We start from the raw sequence: 14,480 nt of genomic DNA, 5'->3' as shown, positions 1-14,480 counted from the left end.
CCGAACCTACCCGGGCGCACCGGTGAAGGGGAGACGCCGGGCGGCTTTGCGCGTGGTGGGGCCGAGCCCCCATAACGCGGGAGGAGGGGGTGAACGGGATCTCCTGCGCCCGGTCCGCGCGCGGCTACGGTGTCGGCAATTCCTTGGTCCGGACCAACCCCCCACCGGGCCGGGACACCCCCTGAAGCAAGGAGAGTTACGTGGAGAACACCAAGCTCCGCAGACGCGTGCTCGCCACCGCAACCGCCACGGTGGCCGTGGGCGCGCTCGCCCTCGCGGGACTGACCGGAGTGGCGTCCGCAGGCCCGCCGGGAACCACCGCCCCGGCCGTCTCCGCCGACAGCCTCTCGCCCGGCCTGCTGGCCGCCCTGGAACGCGACCTCGGGCTCGACGCGGACGCCGCCAGAACCCGGATAGCGGGCGAGTACCGCGCCGCCGCCATCGCCGCCGGCCTGGAGAAGTCCCTCGGCACCAGTTTCGCCGGGGCCCGGGTCAGCGGGGACAAGGCGGACCTCACGGTCTCCACGACCGACGCGTCCGAGGCCGCCCTCATCACGAAGGCGGGCGCCAGGGCCGAGGTCGTCGGCCACAGCCTGGACCGCCTCGAAGCGGTCAAGGACGCCCTCGACAAGGCGGCGCTGAGCAAGGCCCCGAAGAACGTGCCCGTCTGGTACGTCGACGTCGCGGCCAACCGGGTCGTCGTGAACGCCGCGAGCACCTCGGCCGGCGAGGCGTTCGTCAAGGCCGCCGGGGTCGGCGACCAGCTCGTCACCGTCGCCCGCTCCACCGAACAGCCCCGCGCCCTCGCGGACATCCGCGGCGGCGACGCGTACTACATGGGCGGCGGCGGCCGCTGTTCCGTAGGCTTCTCCGTGACGCGCGGCGGTACCCAGAACGGCTTCGTCACCGCCGGCCACTGCGGCCGGGTGGGCACCACCACCAACGGCGTCAACCAGCAGGCCCAGGGCAGCTTCCAGGGCTCGACCTTCCCCGGCCGTGACTACGCCTGGGTCGCCACCAACGCCAACTGGGTGCCGAAGCCCCTGGTCAACGGCTACGGCCGCGGCGATGTGACCGTCACCGGCTCCACCCCGTCCGTCGTGGGCGCCTCGGTCTGCCGCTCCGGCTCCACCACCGGCTGGCACTGCGGCACGATCCAGCAGCTCAACACCAGCGTCACCTACCCGGAGGGCACCATCTCCGGCGTGACCCGCACCTCCGTCTGCGCCGAACCGGGTGACTCCGGCGGCGCGTACATCTCCGGCAGCCAGGCGCAGGGTGTCACCTCCGGCGGCTCCGGCAACTGCTCCTCCGGCGGTACGACGTACTTCCAGCCGCTGCTCCCGGCCCTGCAGGCCTACGGGCTGACGCTCGTCACCAGCGGCGGCACCCCGCCCACCACCCCGCCGCCCACCGACCAGCCGGGCGGCACCTGGGCGGCGGGCACGACCTACGCCGTCGGCGCCACTGTGACATACGGCGGAGCGACCTACCGCTGCCTCCAGGGGCACACGGCCCAGGCCGGCTGGACCCCGGCGGACGTCCCGGCCCTCTGGCAGCGCATCTGACCGCCGTTCCGGCGGCCTTCACCCCACCTGCCCGGCGTCACCGAACCTCCTGAACCTCTCCGCCTCCCCGCACCGAGGACTCCGAGGAATCTGTCATGACTCCACAAATGGACAACGCAACCCCCCACGAGCCGAACGTTTCCGACGAGGCGAACACCTCTGACGCGGCGTCGGCCGACCCGCGGCGCATCAGCCGCAAAGGTCTCCTGAAGGCCGCGATCGTCGCGAGCGCGGCTCCTCTGCTCGCCGGAGGAGGCGTCGCGCTCGCCCGGGACGCCGCATCGTCGGGCGGGGGCGCTCTCCTGGCCCCTACCCCGCAGTGCGACGACGGCGACGACACGACACCGCCGCAGATGGAGGGCCCGTACTTCAAGCCCAACTCCCCGCGGCGCACCAGTCTGGTGACGTCCGGCACCCCGGGCGTACCGCTCACCGTGAGCGGCTACGTCTTCGGCCGGGCCTGCCGGCCCATCGCCGGCGCCCTGCTCGACTTCTGGCAGGCCGACACCAACGGGTCGTACGACATGGCCCAGTACGCCTTCCGGGGGCACCAGTTCACCGGTGCCGACGGGGCGTTCAGCCTCACCACGATCGTGCCGGGGCTCTACCCGGGGCGCACCCGCCACATCCATGTGAAGGCGCAGGCGCCCGGGGGCCGCATCCTCACCACGCAGCTCTACTTCCCGAACGAGCCGCGCAACAACACCGACGCCCTGTTCGACCCGGAGCTGCTGATGAACGTCCGCAGCGTCGGCAACGGTCGCCAGGGCACCTTCGACTTCGTGCTGGACGTCGCCCAGACGCCCGGCCCGAGCGATCCGCCCACCGATCCGCCGGGTGGCACCTGGGCACCCGGAACCTCCTACCGCGCGGGAGACCGCGTCACCTACGGCGGGGTCGCCTACCGCTGCCGGCAGGCACACCAATCCACGACGGGCTGGGAGCCGCCGAACGTCCCCGCGCTGTGGGAACGCGGGTAGACGCGACAGCAGCGCAGGCGCACCACCGCCCCGCGCCCCGTTCACGCCGTCCGGCGCGTGAACGGGGCGCTTCCGCGTGCGGTCCCTCCGGTCCGGCGGAATTCTCGGGAGGTCTGAAACATTTGCCGGGCCTTGTCGCGTCGATCAGGTGAAGGGGCGGAACGGAGGACGTACGAAGATGGACGGGGGAAGGCATGAGGACATCGCGTGCCGAGGAGTTCAAGGAGTTCGCCGCCATGCGGGCGAGTCATCTGTATCGCTCGGCCTGCCTGCTGACCAGCGGTGACGTTCACCTCGCCGAGGACCTGGTGCAGGAGACGCTGGGCCGGATGTACGTCCACTGGGGCCGGGCCCGGCGGATCGACAACCCGGCGGCGTACGCGCAGACCGTGCTCGTCCGGATATTCCTGACCCACCGGCGCCGCCGCTCCGCCTCGGAACGCCCGCTGGCCGAGCTGCCCGAGGAGAGCCGTACCGACCCCGACGATCCGGCACTGCGGATGACGCTGCTCCGGGCGCTCGCCCAACTGGCCCCGAAGGACCGTGCGGTGGTGGTCCTGAGGTACTGGGAGGACCGGAGCATCGAGGAGACCGCCGCCGCGCTCCAGGTCAGCCCCGCTGCCGTACGGACCCGCTGCGTGCGGGCTCTCGGTCGGCTCCGCGCCCAGCTGGGCGGCAGCATCGCGGAGTTGGCCGCCCGCTGACCGGGCGCGCCTGTTCCGGCCCAGGCATTCAGACCGTTCACCCAGCCGTGCAAGCAGAACGAGAAGTGGTGGTTTCCCATGCCTTTCGAAGACGAACTCAGCGAGGAGCTCCGCCGGACCGGGGAGACCTTCGACCTCACCGCCCGCACCGCCGTGGTCGACGGCGCTCTGAAGCAGGGGCGCCGCTCACTCCGCCGCCGCCGGGGCGCCGCCGTGGCGGGCAGCGTGCTGGCCCTGGCCCTCGTCGGGGGAGGCGGAGCGTTCGGGGCCGGGCTGCTGGGCGGTGGCCCCGGAGGAGGTACGGACGTGGCGAGCGGCCGACCGGCGGCCCCGGCGAGCCTGCGGGGCGGCCTCTCCGAGGAGAAGCTGGCAGCCGTCCTGGAGGAGCTGCTCCCGCCGGGCAAGGTCAGCGAGGCGCGCGGGGAGGTGACCGGGGACGAGAAGGGCCCGAAACGCGCCTCGGTGTCCGCTGTCTACGACGACGGTAAGGGGAAGGGGTCGGTCCTGCTCGTCCTGTATCCCCTGCCGGCCGGCAAGGCGGCCAGGGCGGCCGAGTGCAGGGAGCGACTGAGTCAGGGCCTCGGCCTGGTGGACGGTGATCAAGGGGTCGAATCCCAGCGCGAGATGTGCTTCGTCAACGGCACCAAGGAATTCTGGGGGTGGGACGCGGGTGGCACGGGCGGCTCGACGGGTGCGGCGCGGGCCACCTTCTTCATGTCAGGCGGTCTCGTGGTGGACGCCCGCGCTTTCGACCGGGTTTTGGGCAGCGTGGGCGGGCCCGGTCGTCCCGGCCCTGCCCTGGACGAGAAGGGGCTCATGCGGCTGGCGCGGGCCGACGTGTGGCGCCCGCTGGCGGGCGCGCTGGCCGGCGACGCCGAAGCGGCCGGGACCGACGGTGCTTCCCGGGCGCCCGTGGAACCCTCCAACGCGCCCGTGCAGCCGACGCCCGGCGCCGAGGACGCCACCCGCACCGGGAAGGAGAACCCCCGCACCGGTCAGGACACCCCGCGGACCGGTCAGGGTTCGCCGGACCCGTCGCGCCCGGGGGAGAAGGGGCCGAAGGCGCCTCCGCTCGACTACGCGCTGGTGATACCGACCCTCCTGAAGCTGCTGCCCGAGGGCCTCACGGTGGGGGAGAAGGTCGACGGCGAGGGGGAGTTCGCCTCCGTCGTCGTCGACGACGGGCAGGGGAAGACCCTGGTGCAGATCAATGTGCAGCCCGACATGCGGAGCGTCGCCGACGGCCTGTACGGGGGCGCGACGACGCTGCCCGACGGGACGCTGCTCGCCACCTCCCAGCAGCCCGGGGAGAAGGGCGGCGCGGGGGTCGTCCGGTGGACGGCCGACACGATGCGGCCGGACGGTCTGCGGGTGGTGGTCTCCGCCTTCAACTCCGGTGCGCAGTCGACGCCCGCGACCCGTCCGGAGCCGGCGCTCACCATGGAGCAGCTCACGGCGGTGGCGACCAGCCCGGAGTGGCTGAAGCTCCAGCAGAAGTAGGGGCTCCGGCAGAAGTGGGGGCTCCGGCAGAAGTGGGGTGGTTCCAGCAGAGGCAGGGAGCCCGATGGGACCGCACCCGGAGGCGGTCCCGCTCACTTCGCGTCGGAGTACCGCTCGACGACCGCCGTGGTGAACGGGAACCGCACCGGGGTCTCCCCGAAGGCGATCCGTCCGGCCAGCTCGCCGGCGGCCCGGATCGCCTCGGTCACGGCGTCGGTCTCCTCGGCCGGGCAGTGCACGATAACCTCGTCGTGCTGGAAGAAGACCAGCTCGGCGCGGAGCCCCTGTTCGTGGAGGGTGCGGCGCAGCCCGGCAAGGAGGAGCAGGGCCCAGTCGGCGGCGCTGCCCTGGACCACGAAGTTCCGGGTGAAGCGGCCTCTGGCCCGGGCCAGACCGCCGTCGGAGACGGCCTCGCCGCCCTCCTGCGGGATGCCCGCCTCCTCGTCCTGGCCGGCCAGCGCGACCGGCGGGCTGGTGCGGCCCAGCCAGGTCCGCACCGTCCGCCCCTCCTCGCCCGCCCGCGCCGCGTCGTCGACGTAGGCGACGGCGAGCGGGAAGCGGCGGCGCAGGGCGGCCAGGTTCTTCAGCCCGTCCCCGGAGGTCTGGCCGTAGACCGCGCCGAGCAGCGCCAGCTTGGCGTGCTCGCGGTCGCCGTGGAACGCCCGGTCGGACAGGGCCTTGTAGAGGTCGCCGTCATGACCGGCCACCTCCATCAGGCCCCGGTCGCGGGAGATCGCGGCCAGCACCCGCGGCTCCATCTGGTCGGCGTCCGCGACGACCAGCCGCCAGCCCGCGTCGGCGACGACGGCCTGCCGGATGACCTTGGGGATCTGGAGGGCCCCGCCGCCGTTGGTGGTCCAGCGTCCGCTGACCGTGCCGCCCGGCTGGTATTCAGGGCGGAAACGGCCCTCGCGCACCCAGTCCTGGAGCCAGCTCCAGCCGTGGGCCGTCCAGATCCGGTAGAGCTTCTTGTACGCGATCAGCGGCTCGACCGCCGGGTGGTCCAGCTCCGCCAGCTCCCACCGCCGGGTCGACTTCACGGAGATCCCGGCCTGCGAGAACGCCTTCACCACATCGGCGGGCAGGTCGGGGCGGACCCGTCTGCCGAAGGCCGCCGACACCTCGTCCGCCAGCTCGGCGAGCCGGCGGGGCTCGCCGCCGCCCGCGTACCGCTCGCCCAGCAGCCCGTGCAGCACATCCCGGTGCACATCGGCCCGCCAGGGCAGTCCCGCCCGGTGCATCTCGGCGGCGACGAGCATCCCCGCCGACTCCGAGGCGGTCAGCAGCCGCATCCGGTCCGGGTGCTCGGCGGTTTCGTGGCGGCGCACCTGGTCCGCGTAGACCCGCAGCAGCCCCTCGAAGGGGACCTCGGGGCCGGAGGGCGGATCGAAGAGGGAGGACTGGGAGCCGGGTTCGGCGGACCGGGCGGGCGGGTCCGGCGGCACGGGCGCGTTCTCCAGCCGGGCCAGCGCGGCGGCCGCGGACCGGGGCTCACCGAGCCGCCCCGCGTGCCCGAGCAGCAGGAGCTCGGCGCACTCGATGTCGTAACACCGCTCGACCCGGACCCCGGCGGCGAGCAGCCGGGGGTAGAGCTCGGCGGTGGACCGCCACACCCAGCGGGTCACCTCGGGCCGGGAGCGTACGGCCTCGACGAGATCAGGCTCGGCCAGGACCGGCCCGGCGGGCGCGCCGTCCCCCGCGAGCGGCACGAGCAGCGCCCCGCCCCCGTCCGCAGCCGCCACCGCCCACCGTTCCCGTCCGGTCATGGTGCGAGTCTGGCACCCACCACTGACACCACCCCGGAACCGGCGCCCGCCAGCCTCCCCGGGGCCCCGCCTACCCTGGTCGGATGGAACCGGTGATCGACCAGGCATGCGCGGCGGCGCTGTACGCGGAGGGCGACGCGGCCCTGGACACCGGGGCCTCCCTGCTCGCCGCCGCCCCCGACGCGGACGATGACCTGCACCGGCGCGGCGAGGAGTTCGTGACCCGGGCCTGGGGGAGGGGCTGGCACCCCGCCGACCTGGTCCGGTTCGTCCGGCTGGAGCTCGACGAGCGGCGGGCGGTGCTGGCGGCCACGCTGATCGCCGCCGAGACCGCCCGGTACGGGGAGCTGCCGCCCCGCTGGCGCGCCCAGCTCGCCGAACTGCCCGGACCCGTACCCGTACCGCGCAACAAGCCCGACCGGTTCAGCTACGCCTCCGACCTCCTGGAGCTGTACCGGCTGCTGCTCCGGCTCCCCGCCATCGAGCCCGTCGGCCCGGCGCCCGGTACCGCCGCCGACCACCTCCACCGGCCGCCCGCCCCCGACGAGCCCCGCATGCTCACCCGGATCCGGGCCCTGCTGGCGAAGGCGGAGGCGACCGGCTTCCCGGAGGAGGCCGAGGCGCTGACGGCCAAGGCGCAGGAGCTGATGGCCCGGCACAGCATCGACGAGGCCCTCATCGCCGCCCGCAGTCACAGCGCCGAGACCCCCGGCGCCTGCCGGATCGGGGTGGAGCCCCCGTACGAGAGCGCGAAGGCGATCCTGCTCGACGCCGTCGCCTCCGCCAACCGCTGCCAGGCCGTGTGGAACGGCGACCTCGGCTTCAGCACGGTCGTCGGCTTCGAGCCGGACCTGGAGGCCGTCGAGCTGCTCTTCACCTCCCTCCTCGTCCAGGGCACGGCCGCGATGACCCGGGCGGAGGCCGGACAGCGGGCCTCCGGCCGTAAGCGGACCAAGACCTTCCGGCAGTCGTTCCTGATGGCGTACGCGCAGCGCCTCGGCTCCCGGCTCGCCGACACCACCGAACGGACCACGGCGACGGCAGACACGGAAACGGGCACGGCTGAAGGTGGCTCCGACCTGCTCCCCGTCCTCGCCGCCCGGGACATCGCCGTCACTGAGACCGCCGAGCGGATGTTCCCCCGGACCACGACCACCCGTGTCCGCGGCGCCACCGACCTGGACGGCTGGAACCACGGCACCGAGGCCGCCGACCGGGCCCGCGTAGGTGGCTCCAGCAGCGACCGCACGCCCCGTGGACGCGACGGCGAAATCATGGCGTAAGTCCGACTTGCCCATGATCCGGGCTAGGCTCGGCCCATGAGCTGGCTCCGGGCGCTGAAGGAGACCGCCCGCTCGGGGCTGGAGATCGAGCGGCAGAGACTCGAACCGCTCATCGCCTTCCGCGGGGCGGCCGGGCTCGCCCTCGTCGTCGGTACGAGCCTGGTGCTCTTCGGGCCCGAGATCGCGGCGAGTTCGGCGTTCGGCGCCTTCCAGGCGGCCATCGCCACCTTCCAGCGCAGCTGGCGCCCACGCCCGGTGCTGGCCCTCGTCTCCGGTGCCAGCCTCGCCGTGTCGACGTTCCTCGGCTATGTCACCGCCTCGCACCCCGTGCTCTTCCTCTGCCTGCTCGGCGCCTGGACGTTCCTCGCCGGTCTGGCCTGGGCGGCGGGCCCGACGGGCGGCATCATCGCCTCGTCCAACGTCGCGATCATGCTGGTGACGATCACCCTGCCGACCTCCGTCGTGGACGCCGCCGCCCACGCCGGGATGATCCTGGTCGGCGGGGTGGTGCAGGCGGCGCTGATCGTCCTGTTCCCGGTACGGAGATGGGGCGCCCAGCGCGACGCGCTCGCCGACGCGCTGGCCGCCGAGGCCGACTACGCCCGGCGCCTGCGCCACGACCCGGTCGCCCCCTTCGACCCGCTGCCCCTGATGACCGCCCGCAGCGCCGCCGCCGTCACCCCCCGCCAGGCCCGCCGCCGCCCCGCCGAGCTCCACGGCGCCCGGGGCATCGCGGAACGGCTGCGTCCGGTCCTCGCCTCGCTGGCCGACCCGGCGATGGGCGTACCGGCCGACGGCCTGGAGCGGGCCTGGGTGAACGAGCTGCTCGGCGCCGCCGGGTCGGTGCTCGACGCCGCCGCGCGGGCCGTGCGGTACGGGGAGCCCGTCCACCTCTCCGCCACCGACCTGGGCGTCCTGAAGACCCCCGACAACGACGTGATCCTCGTCGGCCCCGCCCTCCGCGCCGCCGACCGCCTCGCCGCCCTGCTGGACGACGTCCTGGAGATCGCGGAGGGCACGGGCACCGACAGCGGTGTCCCCGAACACCTCGCCCCCGACACCCGCCACCGCCCCACCCTGCTGCGGCTGGTCCCGGTCGTCCTGAAATCGATGCGCCGGGAGCTGCACCACAACTCGCCCATCCTGCGCCACGCGATCCGGGTCGCCGTGGTCGCCGTGGTGGGCTACTTCGTCGGCGCCGCCCTCCCGCTCGGGCACGGCTACTGGGCGCCGATGACCGCGGTCATGGTGATGCGCCCGGAGTTCTCGCAGACGTACGGCCGCTCCGTGGCCCGCTTCGGCGGCACCCTGATCGGCGTCGGGCTCGCCACCGCCATCGTGCAGACCGCGAGCCCCGACGCCCGGCTCTCCGCGCTCCTGGCGGTGGTCTGCGCCGGGCTGATGTACCTGCTGATGCGGACCGGGTACGCCGTCAGCCAGGTCTGCGTCTCCGCCTACGTGGTCTTCCTGCTCGGCATGGCCGGCGACGACTGGTCCCAGACCGTCACCGAACGCATCGTGCTCACGCTGGTCGGCGGGCTCCTCGCGATGGTCGCGTACGCGCTCTACCCGGCCTGGGAGACGCCGCGGCTGCGCAACCGGCTGGCCGAGTGGCTGGTGGCGGACGGGCGGTACGCGGCGACGGTGGTCGACCGGTACGCGGATCCGGCCCACCGCGACCTGGAGGAGGTACGGGACGCCCTGATCGCGACCCGCGAGGCCAGGGTCGCCTGGCAGGAGGCGCTGGCGACCGCCCAGCACGAACCCGTACGCCACCGGGGCATCTCCCGCGCCGCCGCCACCGACGCCCAGCACGCCCTGGCCCAGCTCGGCCGGTCCGCGATGGTGCTGGAGGCCCACCTTCCGGCCCGCTCGGCCGACCCGGTGCCGGGCGCCGCCCAGCTGGCGGAGGCGTTGCGCCGGGCCACCGAGAAGGGCGCGAAGGCGGTACGGGAGCGGCGGCTGCCGGACTGGCAGCCGGTGGTGGACGCGGTGGCCCACTGGGACGTGCCGACGCCGACGGAGGACGGGACGACACCGGTCGGCGACCCGGTGGTGCGCCGGGGCGCCGCGCTGCTTCTGGACGCGCTGGAGGAGTTCACCCGGGCCCTGGACGAGCGCGGCGGCTCGACCCGGGTGAGCAGCACCCTCGCGGAGAACTGAGCGAGAAGCCGAGAAGCCGAGAAGCCGAGAAGCCGAGAAGCCGAGAGGCCGGGGCCTCAGGACGCCGACGGCACCTCGGGCATCTCCGGCAGCGACGGCAGGTCCGAGGGCAGATCCGACGGCAGGTCCGAAGGCAGCGACGGCAGATCGGTCGGCAGCTCGCCCGGGGCGGCCTTCGTCAGGGTGTCCTTCACCCCGCCGTCCCAGGAGAGGACCAGCTTCTTGCCGTCGTTGGACTCGATCGCGCCCATGGTGCGGTCGTCGGCCCCGCCGGTGCACTTCAGCGCGAGCATCACCTCGCCCATGTCCTTCACATCGCCCTGGCAGACGGCCTGGTCGGCGACGAGGGCGACCTTGCCCGCGGTGATGGAGACGGTGACGTTCTTGCCGCCGGTCAGCCCCACCCAGGTGCCCTCCAGCGCCGCGGCGTCCGTACCGGCGCCGCCGCCCGACCCCTGGCCGTCGCCGGGCGTAGCGCTCGACCCCGCGTCGGAGCCGGAACCCTTGCCCGCGTCGTCGTCGCTGCCGCATGCGGTCAGCGCCCATGAGGCGGCCAGAGCGGCGACCACGACACCTCCGGTGCGTACGAAGCTGGTCACGTGGAGTTCCCCCTTGCTGTTTTCCGGTCGAAAGACCGCGCCACGTTACCAAGGTTCTTCCGGCCAACTCCGTTAATCGGGAGCCAAATAGGCGTGCCGTTCGTCTCTCCTCCGGGGTCTCCTTCAGGATCTCCTCCAAGGCCTTCTCCGGGAAGGAAAACCTGTAATCGCAGCAACACCCCGCGTGCACGTGCATCTGCTCATGCATCGGCATATGAACAGAGCTATGATCCGATCTAGTTGACACTTGCACTTTGCAACTCGGGGAGCGTCCTGTGCACCACGTGTACAACGGCATGGCGGCCACAGAGCTTCGCGGAGTCGTCTGGCAGAAGAGCAGACACAGCAACTCCCAGGGATCCTGCGTGGAGTTCGCGAAACTGCCCGGAGGCGATGTGGCGATGCGGAACTCGCGCCACCCCGACGGGCCCGCGCTCGTCTATACACCGGCCGAGATCGAGGCGCTGCTGCTCGGCGTCAAGGACGGCGAGTTCGACCACCTGGCCATCTGAGGCCCATGACCGAAGCCCACCGGACGGCCGAAGCACACCGGACGACCGAAGGCCGCCAGACGGCCGGAGGCTGAAACCGGCGGCCGGGCGGCCCTGGGTGACGCGGTGCGGATCTGGTGGATCTATTCGTTCTTCGAGCAGGCCGAGAGCCGGAACAGCGCCCAGACCACCTTGCCGTACACGGGTACTGACGGCAGCTCACCGGCAGGCGCGGGTGACGGGTGCCACCCCCAGCTGTCGCTGACGCACTCCACCAGGAACAGTCCGCGCCCCGACTCCGCGGAATCCGCCGCCTCGCCCGCCACCGGGCTCTCCCGGCTGGGATCGCGCACCGCGCAGACCAGTCGCGAGCTCCACCGCATCAGATGCAGCCGCACCGGCGGGTCCTGGAACTCCCGGGGCGGGTCGCTCGGCAGCGCGTGGCGCAGGGCGTTGGTGACGAGCTCGGACACCACCAGGGCGACATCGTCGAAACGGTCGCTCAGCTCCCACCGCTCCAGGGTGGACCTGGTGAACTGCCGTGCTCCGCCGACCGCTTCGTAACGTGCGGGCAGAGCGCAGGAGGCCGAGCCGGCGACCCCTGAGGGGTCGGTCGGGGGAAGCCCCTGCCGTAACGGCTCGAGCATCGTCGATCCATTCGTCCCCATACGAGGCACTCCCGGGATTCGCGGCTGTAGCGGCACTGCCTGTCAGCGGTACTGCGGGGGGTACAGCGGCACAACACGAGCACGCAGGTGCGCAGGGGTCATGCTTCCCAATGCGCACAGCAGATGCAAGGGCAGATGCACGTGCACGCGCCGGACCTGCCCGGTACCGTGGTGATTCCGGGGTATTTCTTCCGTCGGGCAGTTTCGGAGCTTTCCGGACGTCTTCCCATTTCCGTAACCGAATGAGTACGGGCTGAAGCGTTTTGGTGGCAGAATCCGTGGCTTCGGGGTCGAGGGGTTCTGGGGGCGCCCCGAGTGGGCGATGGGGAGGGTCGGACCAGTGTCGGCAGGCGAGTCGAGTGGATCGGTGGTGCGGCGCATCCTGCTGGGCTCTCAGCTCAGAAGGCTGCGGGAGTCGCGCGGCATCACCCGTGAGGCGGCCGGCTACTCCATCCGGGCCTCCGAATCGAAGATCAGCCGCATGGAGTTGGGACGGGTGAGCTTCAAGGCCAGGGACGTCGAGGATCTGCTCACGCTCTACGGTGTCGCGGATGTCGCGGAGCGCGAAGCGCTCCTCGGTCTGGCGCGCGAGGCCAATGTGGCGGGCTGGTGGCACAGTTACGGCAATGCGCTGCCCGGCTGGTTCCAGACCTATGTGGGTCTGGAGGGAGCGGCCTCCCTCATCCGTATCTATGAAGTCCAGTTCGTGCACGGCCTGTTGCAGACCGAGGCCTATGCCCATGCCGTCGTCGCCCGCGGAATGCGCGGCGCCCCGGCCGCCGACATCGAGCGCCGCGTCGCCCTGCGCCTGGAGCGCCAGAAGGTGCTCGTCTCCGAACGGGCCCCGGTCTTCCACGCCGTCCTGGACGAAGCCGCGCTCCGCCGCCCGTACGGCGAACGCGAGGTGATGCGCGCCCAATTGCGCCACCTGATCGACATGTCGGAGCAGCCCAACATCACACTCCAGGTGATGCCCTTCAGTTACGGAGGGCATGCGGGTGAGAGCGGTTCGTTCACGATGCTCCGATTCCCGGAATCCGACCTGTCGGACATTGTCTATTTGGAGCAGCTGACAAGTGCGCTCTATCTGGACAAGGCCGAGGAAGTCGCGCAGTACGAAAAGGCCATGGGGTGCCTGCGCAAGGACAGTCCCGGTCCCGAGGAGAGCCGCGATCTCCTGCGAGGACTCCTCCAACTGACGTGATTTGTCGTTACGATGACGTCACATCAGGAGTCTGCGAACGCCTGCAGTAAGGGATTGCATGTCCTTCTTCCATGAACTGGCCCACCAGTACATCGATGGCGAGTGGCGCACGGGCAGCGGCTCATGGGACATCATCGATTTCAATCCCTACAACGGTGAGAAACTCGCCGCCGTCACCGTGGCGACCGCGCTGGAGGTCGACCAGGCCTACCGGGCGGCCGAGCGGGCGCAGCAGGAGTGGGCCGCCACCAACCCGTACGAGCGGCGGGCCGTCCTGGAGCGCGCCCTGCGCATCACCGGGGAGCGCGCCGACGAGATCGCCGAGGCGATCATCGACGAGCTGGGCGGCACCCGGCTGCGCGCCGCGTACGAGGTGCGCGGCGCGAGCGAGGTCCTGCGCGAGGCGGTCCGCCAGTCGCTGCGGCCCACCGGCCGTCTGCTGCCCGCGGTCTCCGACGGCCGGGAGAACCGCCTGTACCGGCTCCCCGTCGGCGTCATCGGCGTGATCAGCGCCTTCAACTTCCCTTTCCTGGTGGGGATGAAGTCGGTCGCGCCCGCCCTGGCGCTCGGTAACGCGGTCGTCGTGAAGCCTCACCAGAGCGCCCCCGTCGTGGGCGGCGGACTGATCGCGAGGATATTCGAGGACGCCGGGCTGCCGGCCGGTCTGCTCAACGTCCTGATCACCGACAGCGCCGAGATCGGCGACGCGTTCATCGAGCACCCCGTGCCCAAGGTGATCTCGTTCAGCGGCTCCGACCGGGTCGGCCGCCACATAGCCGCGACGGCGGCCGGGTTCTTCAAGCGGACCATCCTCGAACTCAGCGGCAACAGCGCCCTGGTGGTGCTGGAGGACGCCGACATCGACTACGCGGTCCGGGCGGCGGTCTTCAGCCGCTTCCTCTACCAGGGCCAGGTGAGCATGGCGGCCAACCGCATCCTGGTGGACCGTTCGGTGGCCGCCGAGTTCACCGAGCGCTTCACCGCCGAGGTGGCCGCGCTGAAGTCCGGCGACCCGAGGGACCCGGAGACCCGGATCGGCCCGGTCTTCAACGCCTTCCAGGCCGACGCACTGACCGCACTGGTCGACCGCGCGGTCGCGGACGGGGCGACGGCGCTCGTACGGGGCCGGACCCGCGGCAACGTCGTGGAGCCGACCGTCCTGACCGACCTCCCCGACGGCTCCCCGCTGCTGACGCAGGAGATTCTCGGCCCGGTGGCCCTGCTGATGACGTTCGACGGCGAGGACGAGGCCGTGACGATCGTCAACGACAGCCCCTACGGGCTCAGCGGCGCCGTGCACACGGGCGACGCGGAGCGCGGGGTGCGGTTCGCGCAGCGGATCGTCAGCGGGATGTTCCACGTCAACGACTCCACCGTCCAGGACGACCCGCTGGTGGCGTTCGGCGGCGAGAAGACGTCCGGCATGGGGCGGCTGAACGGCGAGGCGGTCGTGGAGGCGTTCACGACGCAGAAGTGGATGTCGATCCAGCACGGCCGCTCGGTCTTCCCGTTCTGACGGGACGCCTCCTGGCAGCACGCAACCTGCAGCGTGCC

At 72.2% G+C, this 14,480-nt stretch carries 12 protein-coding genes; 9 read left to right on the top strand and 3 right to left on the bottom strand.

Annotated elements, in window-relative coordinates:
- Positions 1–200 precede the first annotated feature (200 nt).
- The 4 genes from IF17_RS0111795 (at position 201) to IF17_RS1000000139710 (ending at position 4,752) form a co-directional block, all read left to right on the top strand.
- Entirely contained in the window at positions 201–1,568 is a 1,368-nt protein-coding gene (locus tag IF17_RS0111795; RefSeq protein ID WP_030564916.1) for a carbohydrate-binding protein, read from the top strand.
- A gap of 107 nt (positions 1,569–1,675) precedes the next feature.
- Positions 1,676–2,548 carry a dioxygenase family protein gene (locus tag IF17_RS0111790; RefSeq protein WP_030564915.1) on the top strand — a complete coding sequence of 291 codons (873 nt, stop codon included), beginning with the start codon at positions 1,676–1,678 and terminating at the stop codon, positions 2,546–2,548.
- 194 nt (positions 2,549–2,742) lie between these two features.
- Positions 2,743–3,252, top strand: a complete 510-nt coding sequence (locus tag IF17_RS0111785; protein WP_030564913.1) for a SigE family RNA polymerase sigma factor — start codon at positions 2,743–2,745, stop codon at positions 3,250–3,252.
- A gap of 78 nt (positions 3,253–3,330) precedes the next feature.
- Complete coding sequence (locus IF17_RS1000000139710; protein WP_051883961.1) at positions 3,331–4,752, top strand: hypothetical protein; 1,422 nt, start codon at positions 3,331–3,333, stop codon at positions 4,750–4,752.
- A gap of 92 nt (positions 4,753–4,844) precedes the next feature.
- Here the strand turns inward: IF17_RS1000000139710 and IF17_RS0111775 are convergent, their stop codons facing one another.
- Positions 4,845–6,518 carry a bifunctional 3'-5' exonuclease/DNA polymerase gene (locus IF17_RS0111775; protein WP_030564908.1) on the bottom strand — a complete coding sequence of 558 codons (1,674 nt, stop codon included), beginning with the start codon at positions 6,516–6,518 and terminating at the stop codon, positions 4,845–4,847.
- Positions 6,519–6,601: 83 nt separating this feature from the next.
- On the opposite strand from IF17_RS0111775, the gene IF17_RS0111770 reads away from it, so the two are divergent.
- The gene (locus IF17_RS0111770; RefSeq protein WP_030564907.1) at positions 6,602–7,801 is read left to right on the top strand and encodes a DUF2786 domain-containing protein; all 1,200 of its coding nucleotides are present in this window, start codon (positions 6,602–6,604) and stop codon (positions 7,799–7,801) included.
- Positions 7,802–7,837: 36 nt separating this feature from the next.
- A complete protein-coding gene (locus IF17_RS0111765) occupies positions 7,838–9,964 on the top strand; it encodes an FUSC family protein (protein ID WP_030564906.1) in 2,127 nt (708 codons plus the stop codon).
- Between the two features lie 56 nt (positions 9,965–10,020).
- Here IF17_RS0111765 and IF17_RS0111760 read toward each other — a convergent pair whose 3' ends face one another.
- Entirely contained in the window at positions 10,021–10,563 is a 543-nt protein-coding gene (locus IF17_RS0111760) for a hypothetical protein (protein WP_030564904.1), read from the bottom strand.
- 275 nt (positions 10,564–10,838) lie between these two features.
- Between IF17_RS0111760 and IF17_RS0111755 the strand changes: the two genes are divergently transcribed.
- Positions 10,839–11,075 (top strand): DUF397 domain-containing protein, encoded by a 237-nt coding sequence (locus IF17_RS0111755; protein WP_018514287.1) that lies wholly within the window; start codon positions 10,839–10,841, stop codon positions 11,073–11,075.
- Between the two features lie 122 nt (positions 11,076–11,197).
- Here IF17_RS0111755 and IF17_RS0111750 read toward each other — a convergent pair whose 3' ends face one another.
- The gene (locus tag IF17_RS0111750) at positions 11,198–11,701 is read right to left on the bottom strand and encodes an ATP-binding protein (protein WP_030564901.1); all 504 of its coding nucleotides are present in this window, start codon (positions 11,699–11,701) and stop codon (positions 11,198–11,200) included.
- 343 nt (positions 11,702–12,044) lie between these two features.
- Here IF17_RS0111750 and IF17_RS0111745 point away from each other — a divergent pair, with 343 nt between their 5' ends.
- Both IF17_RS0111745 and IF17_RS0111740 read left to right on the top strand, forming a co-directional pair.
- A complete protein-coding gene (locus IF17_RS0111745) occupies positions 12,045–12,926 on the top strand; it encodes a helix-turn-helix domain-containing protein (RefSeq protein ID WP_167344514.1) in 882 nt (293 codons plus the stop codon).
- A gap of 58 nt (positions 12,927–12,984) precedes the next feature.
- Entirely contained in the window at positions 12,985–14,442 is a 1,458-nt protein-coding gene (locus tag IF17_RS0111740) for an aldehyde dehydrogenase family protein (protein WP_030564897.1), read from the top strand.
- Positions 14,443–14,480: the final 38 nt, after the last annotated feature.

The organism is Streptomyces cyaneofuscatus (assembly GCF_000718135.1).
GTDB lineage: Bacteria > Actinomycetota > Actinomycetes > Streptomycetales > Streptomycetaceae > Streptomyces > Streptomyces cyaneofuscatus.
This window is presented reverse-complemented; position numbering and strand designations above follow the sequence as displayed.

Coding starts and splice junctions, on each gene's coding strand:
- IF17_RS0111790 (WP_030564915.1), top strand. CDS start 1,676: ATGGACAACGCAACCCCCCACGAGCCGAACGTTTCCGACGAGGCGAAC.
- IF17_RS0111785 (WP_030564913.1), top strand. CDS start 2,743: ATGAGGACATCGCGTGCCGAGGAGTTCAAGGAGTTCGCCGCCATGCGG.
- IF17_RS1000000139710 (WP_051883961.1), top strand. CDS start 3,331: ATGCCTTTCGAAGACGAACTCAGCGAGGAGCTCCGCCGGACCGGGGAG.
- IF17_RS0111775 (WP_030564908.1), bottom strand. CDS start 6,518: ATGACCGGACGGGAACGGTGGGCGGTGGCGGCTGCGGACGGGGGCGGG.
- IF17_RS0111770 (WP_030564907.1), top strand. CDS start 6,602: ATGGAACCGGTGATCGACCAGGCATGCGCGGCGGCGCTGTACGCGGAG.
- IF17_RS0111765 (WP_030564906.1), top strand. CDS start 7,838: ATGAGCTGGCTCCGGGCGCTGAAGGAGACCGCCCGCTCGGGGCTGGAG.
- IF17_RS0111750 (WP_030564901.1), bottom strand. CDS start 11,701: ATGCTCGAGCCGTTACGGCAGGGGCTTCCCCCGACCGACCCCTCAGGG.
- IF17_RS0111745 (WP_167344514.1), top strand. CDS start 12,045: ATGGGGAGGGTCGGACCAGTGTCGGCAGGCGAGTCGAGTGGATCGGTG.
- IF17_RS0111740 (WP_030564897.1), top strand. CDS start 12,985: ATGTCCTTCTTCCATGAACTGGCCCACCAGTACATCGATGGCGAGTGG.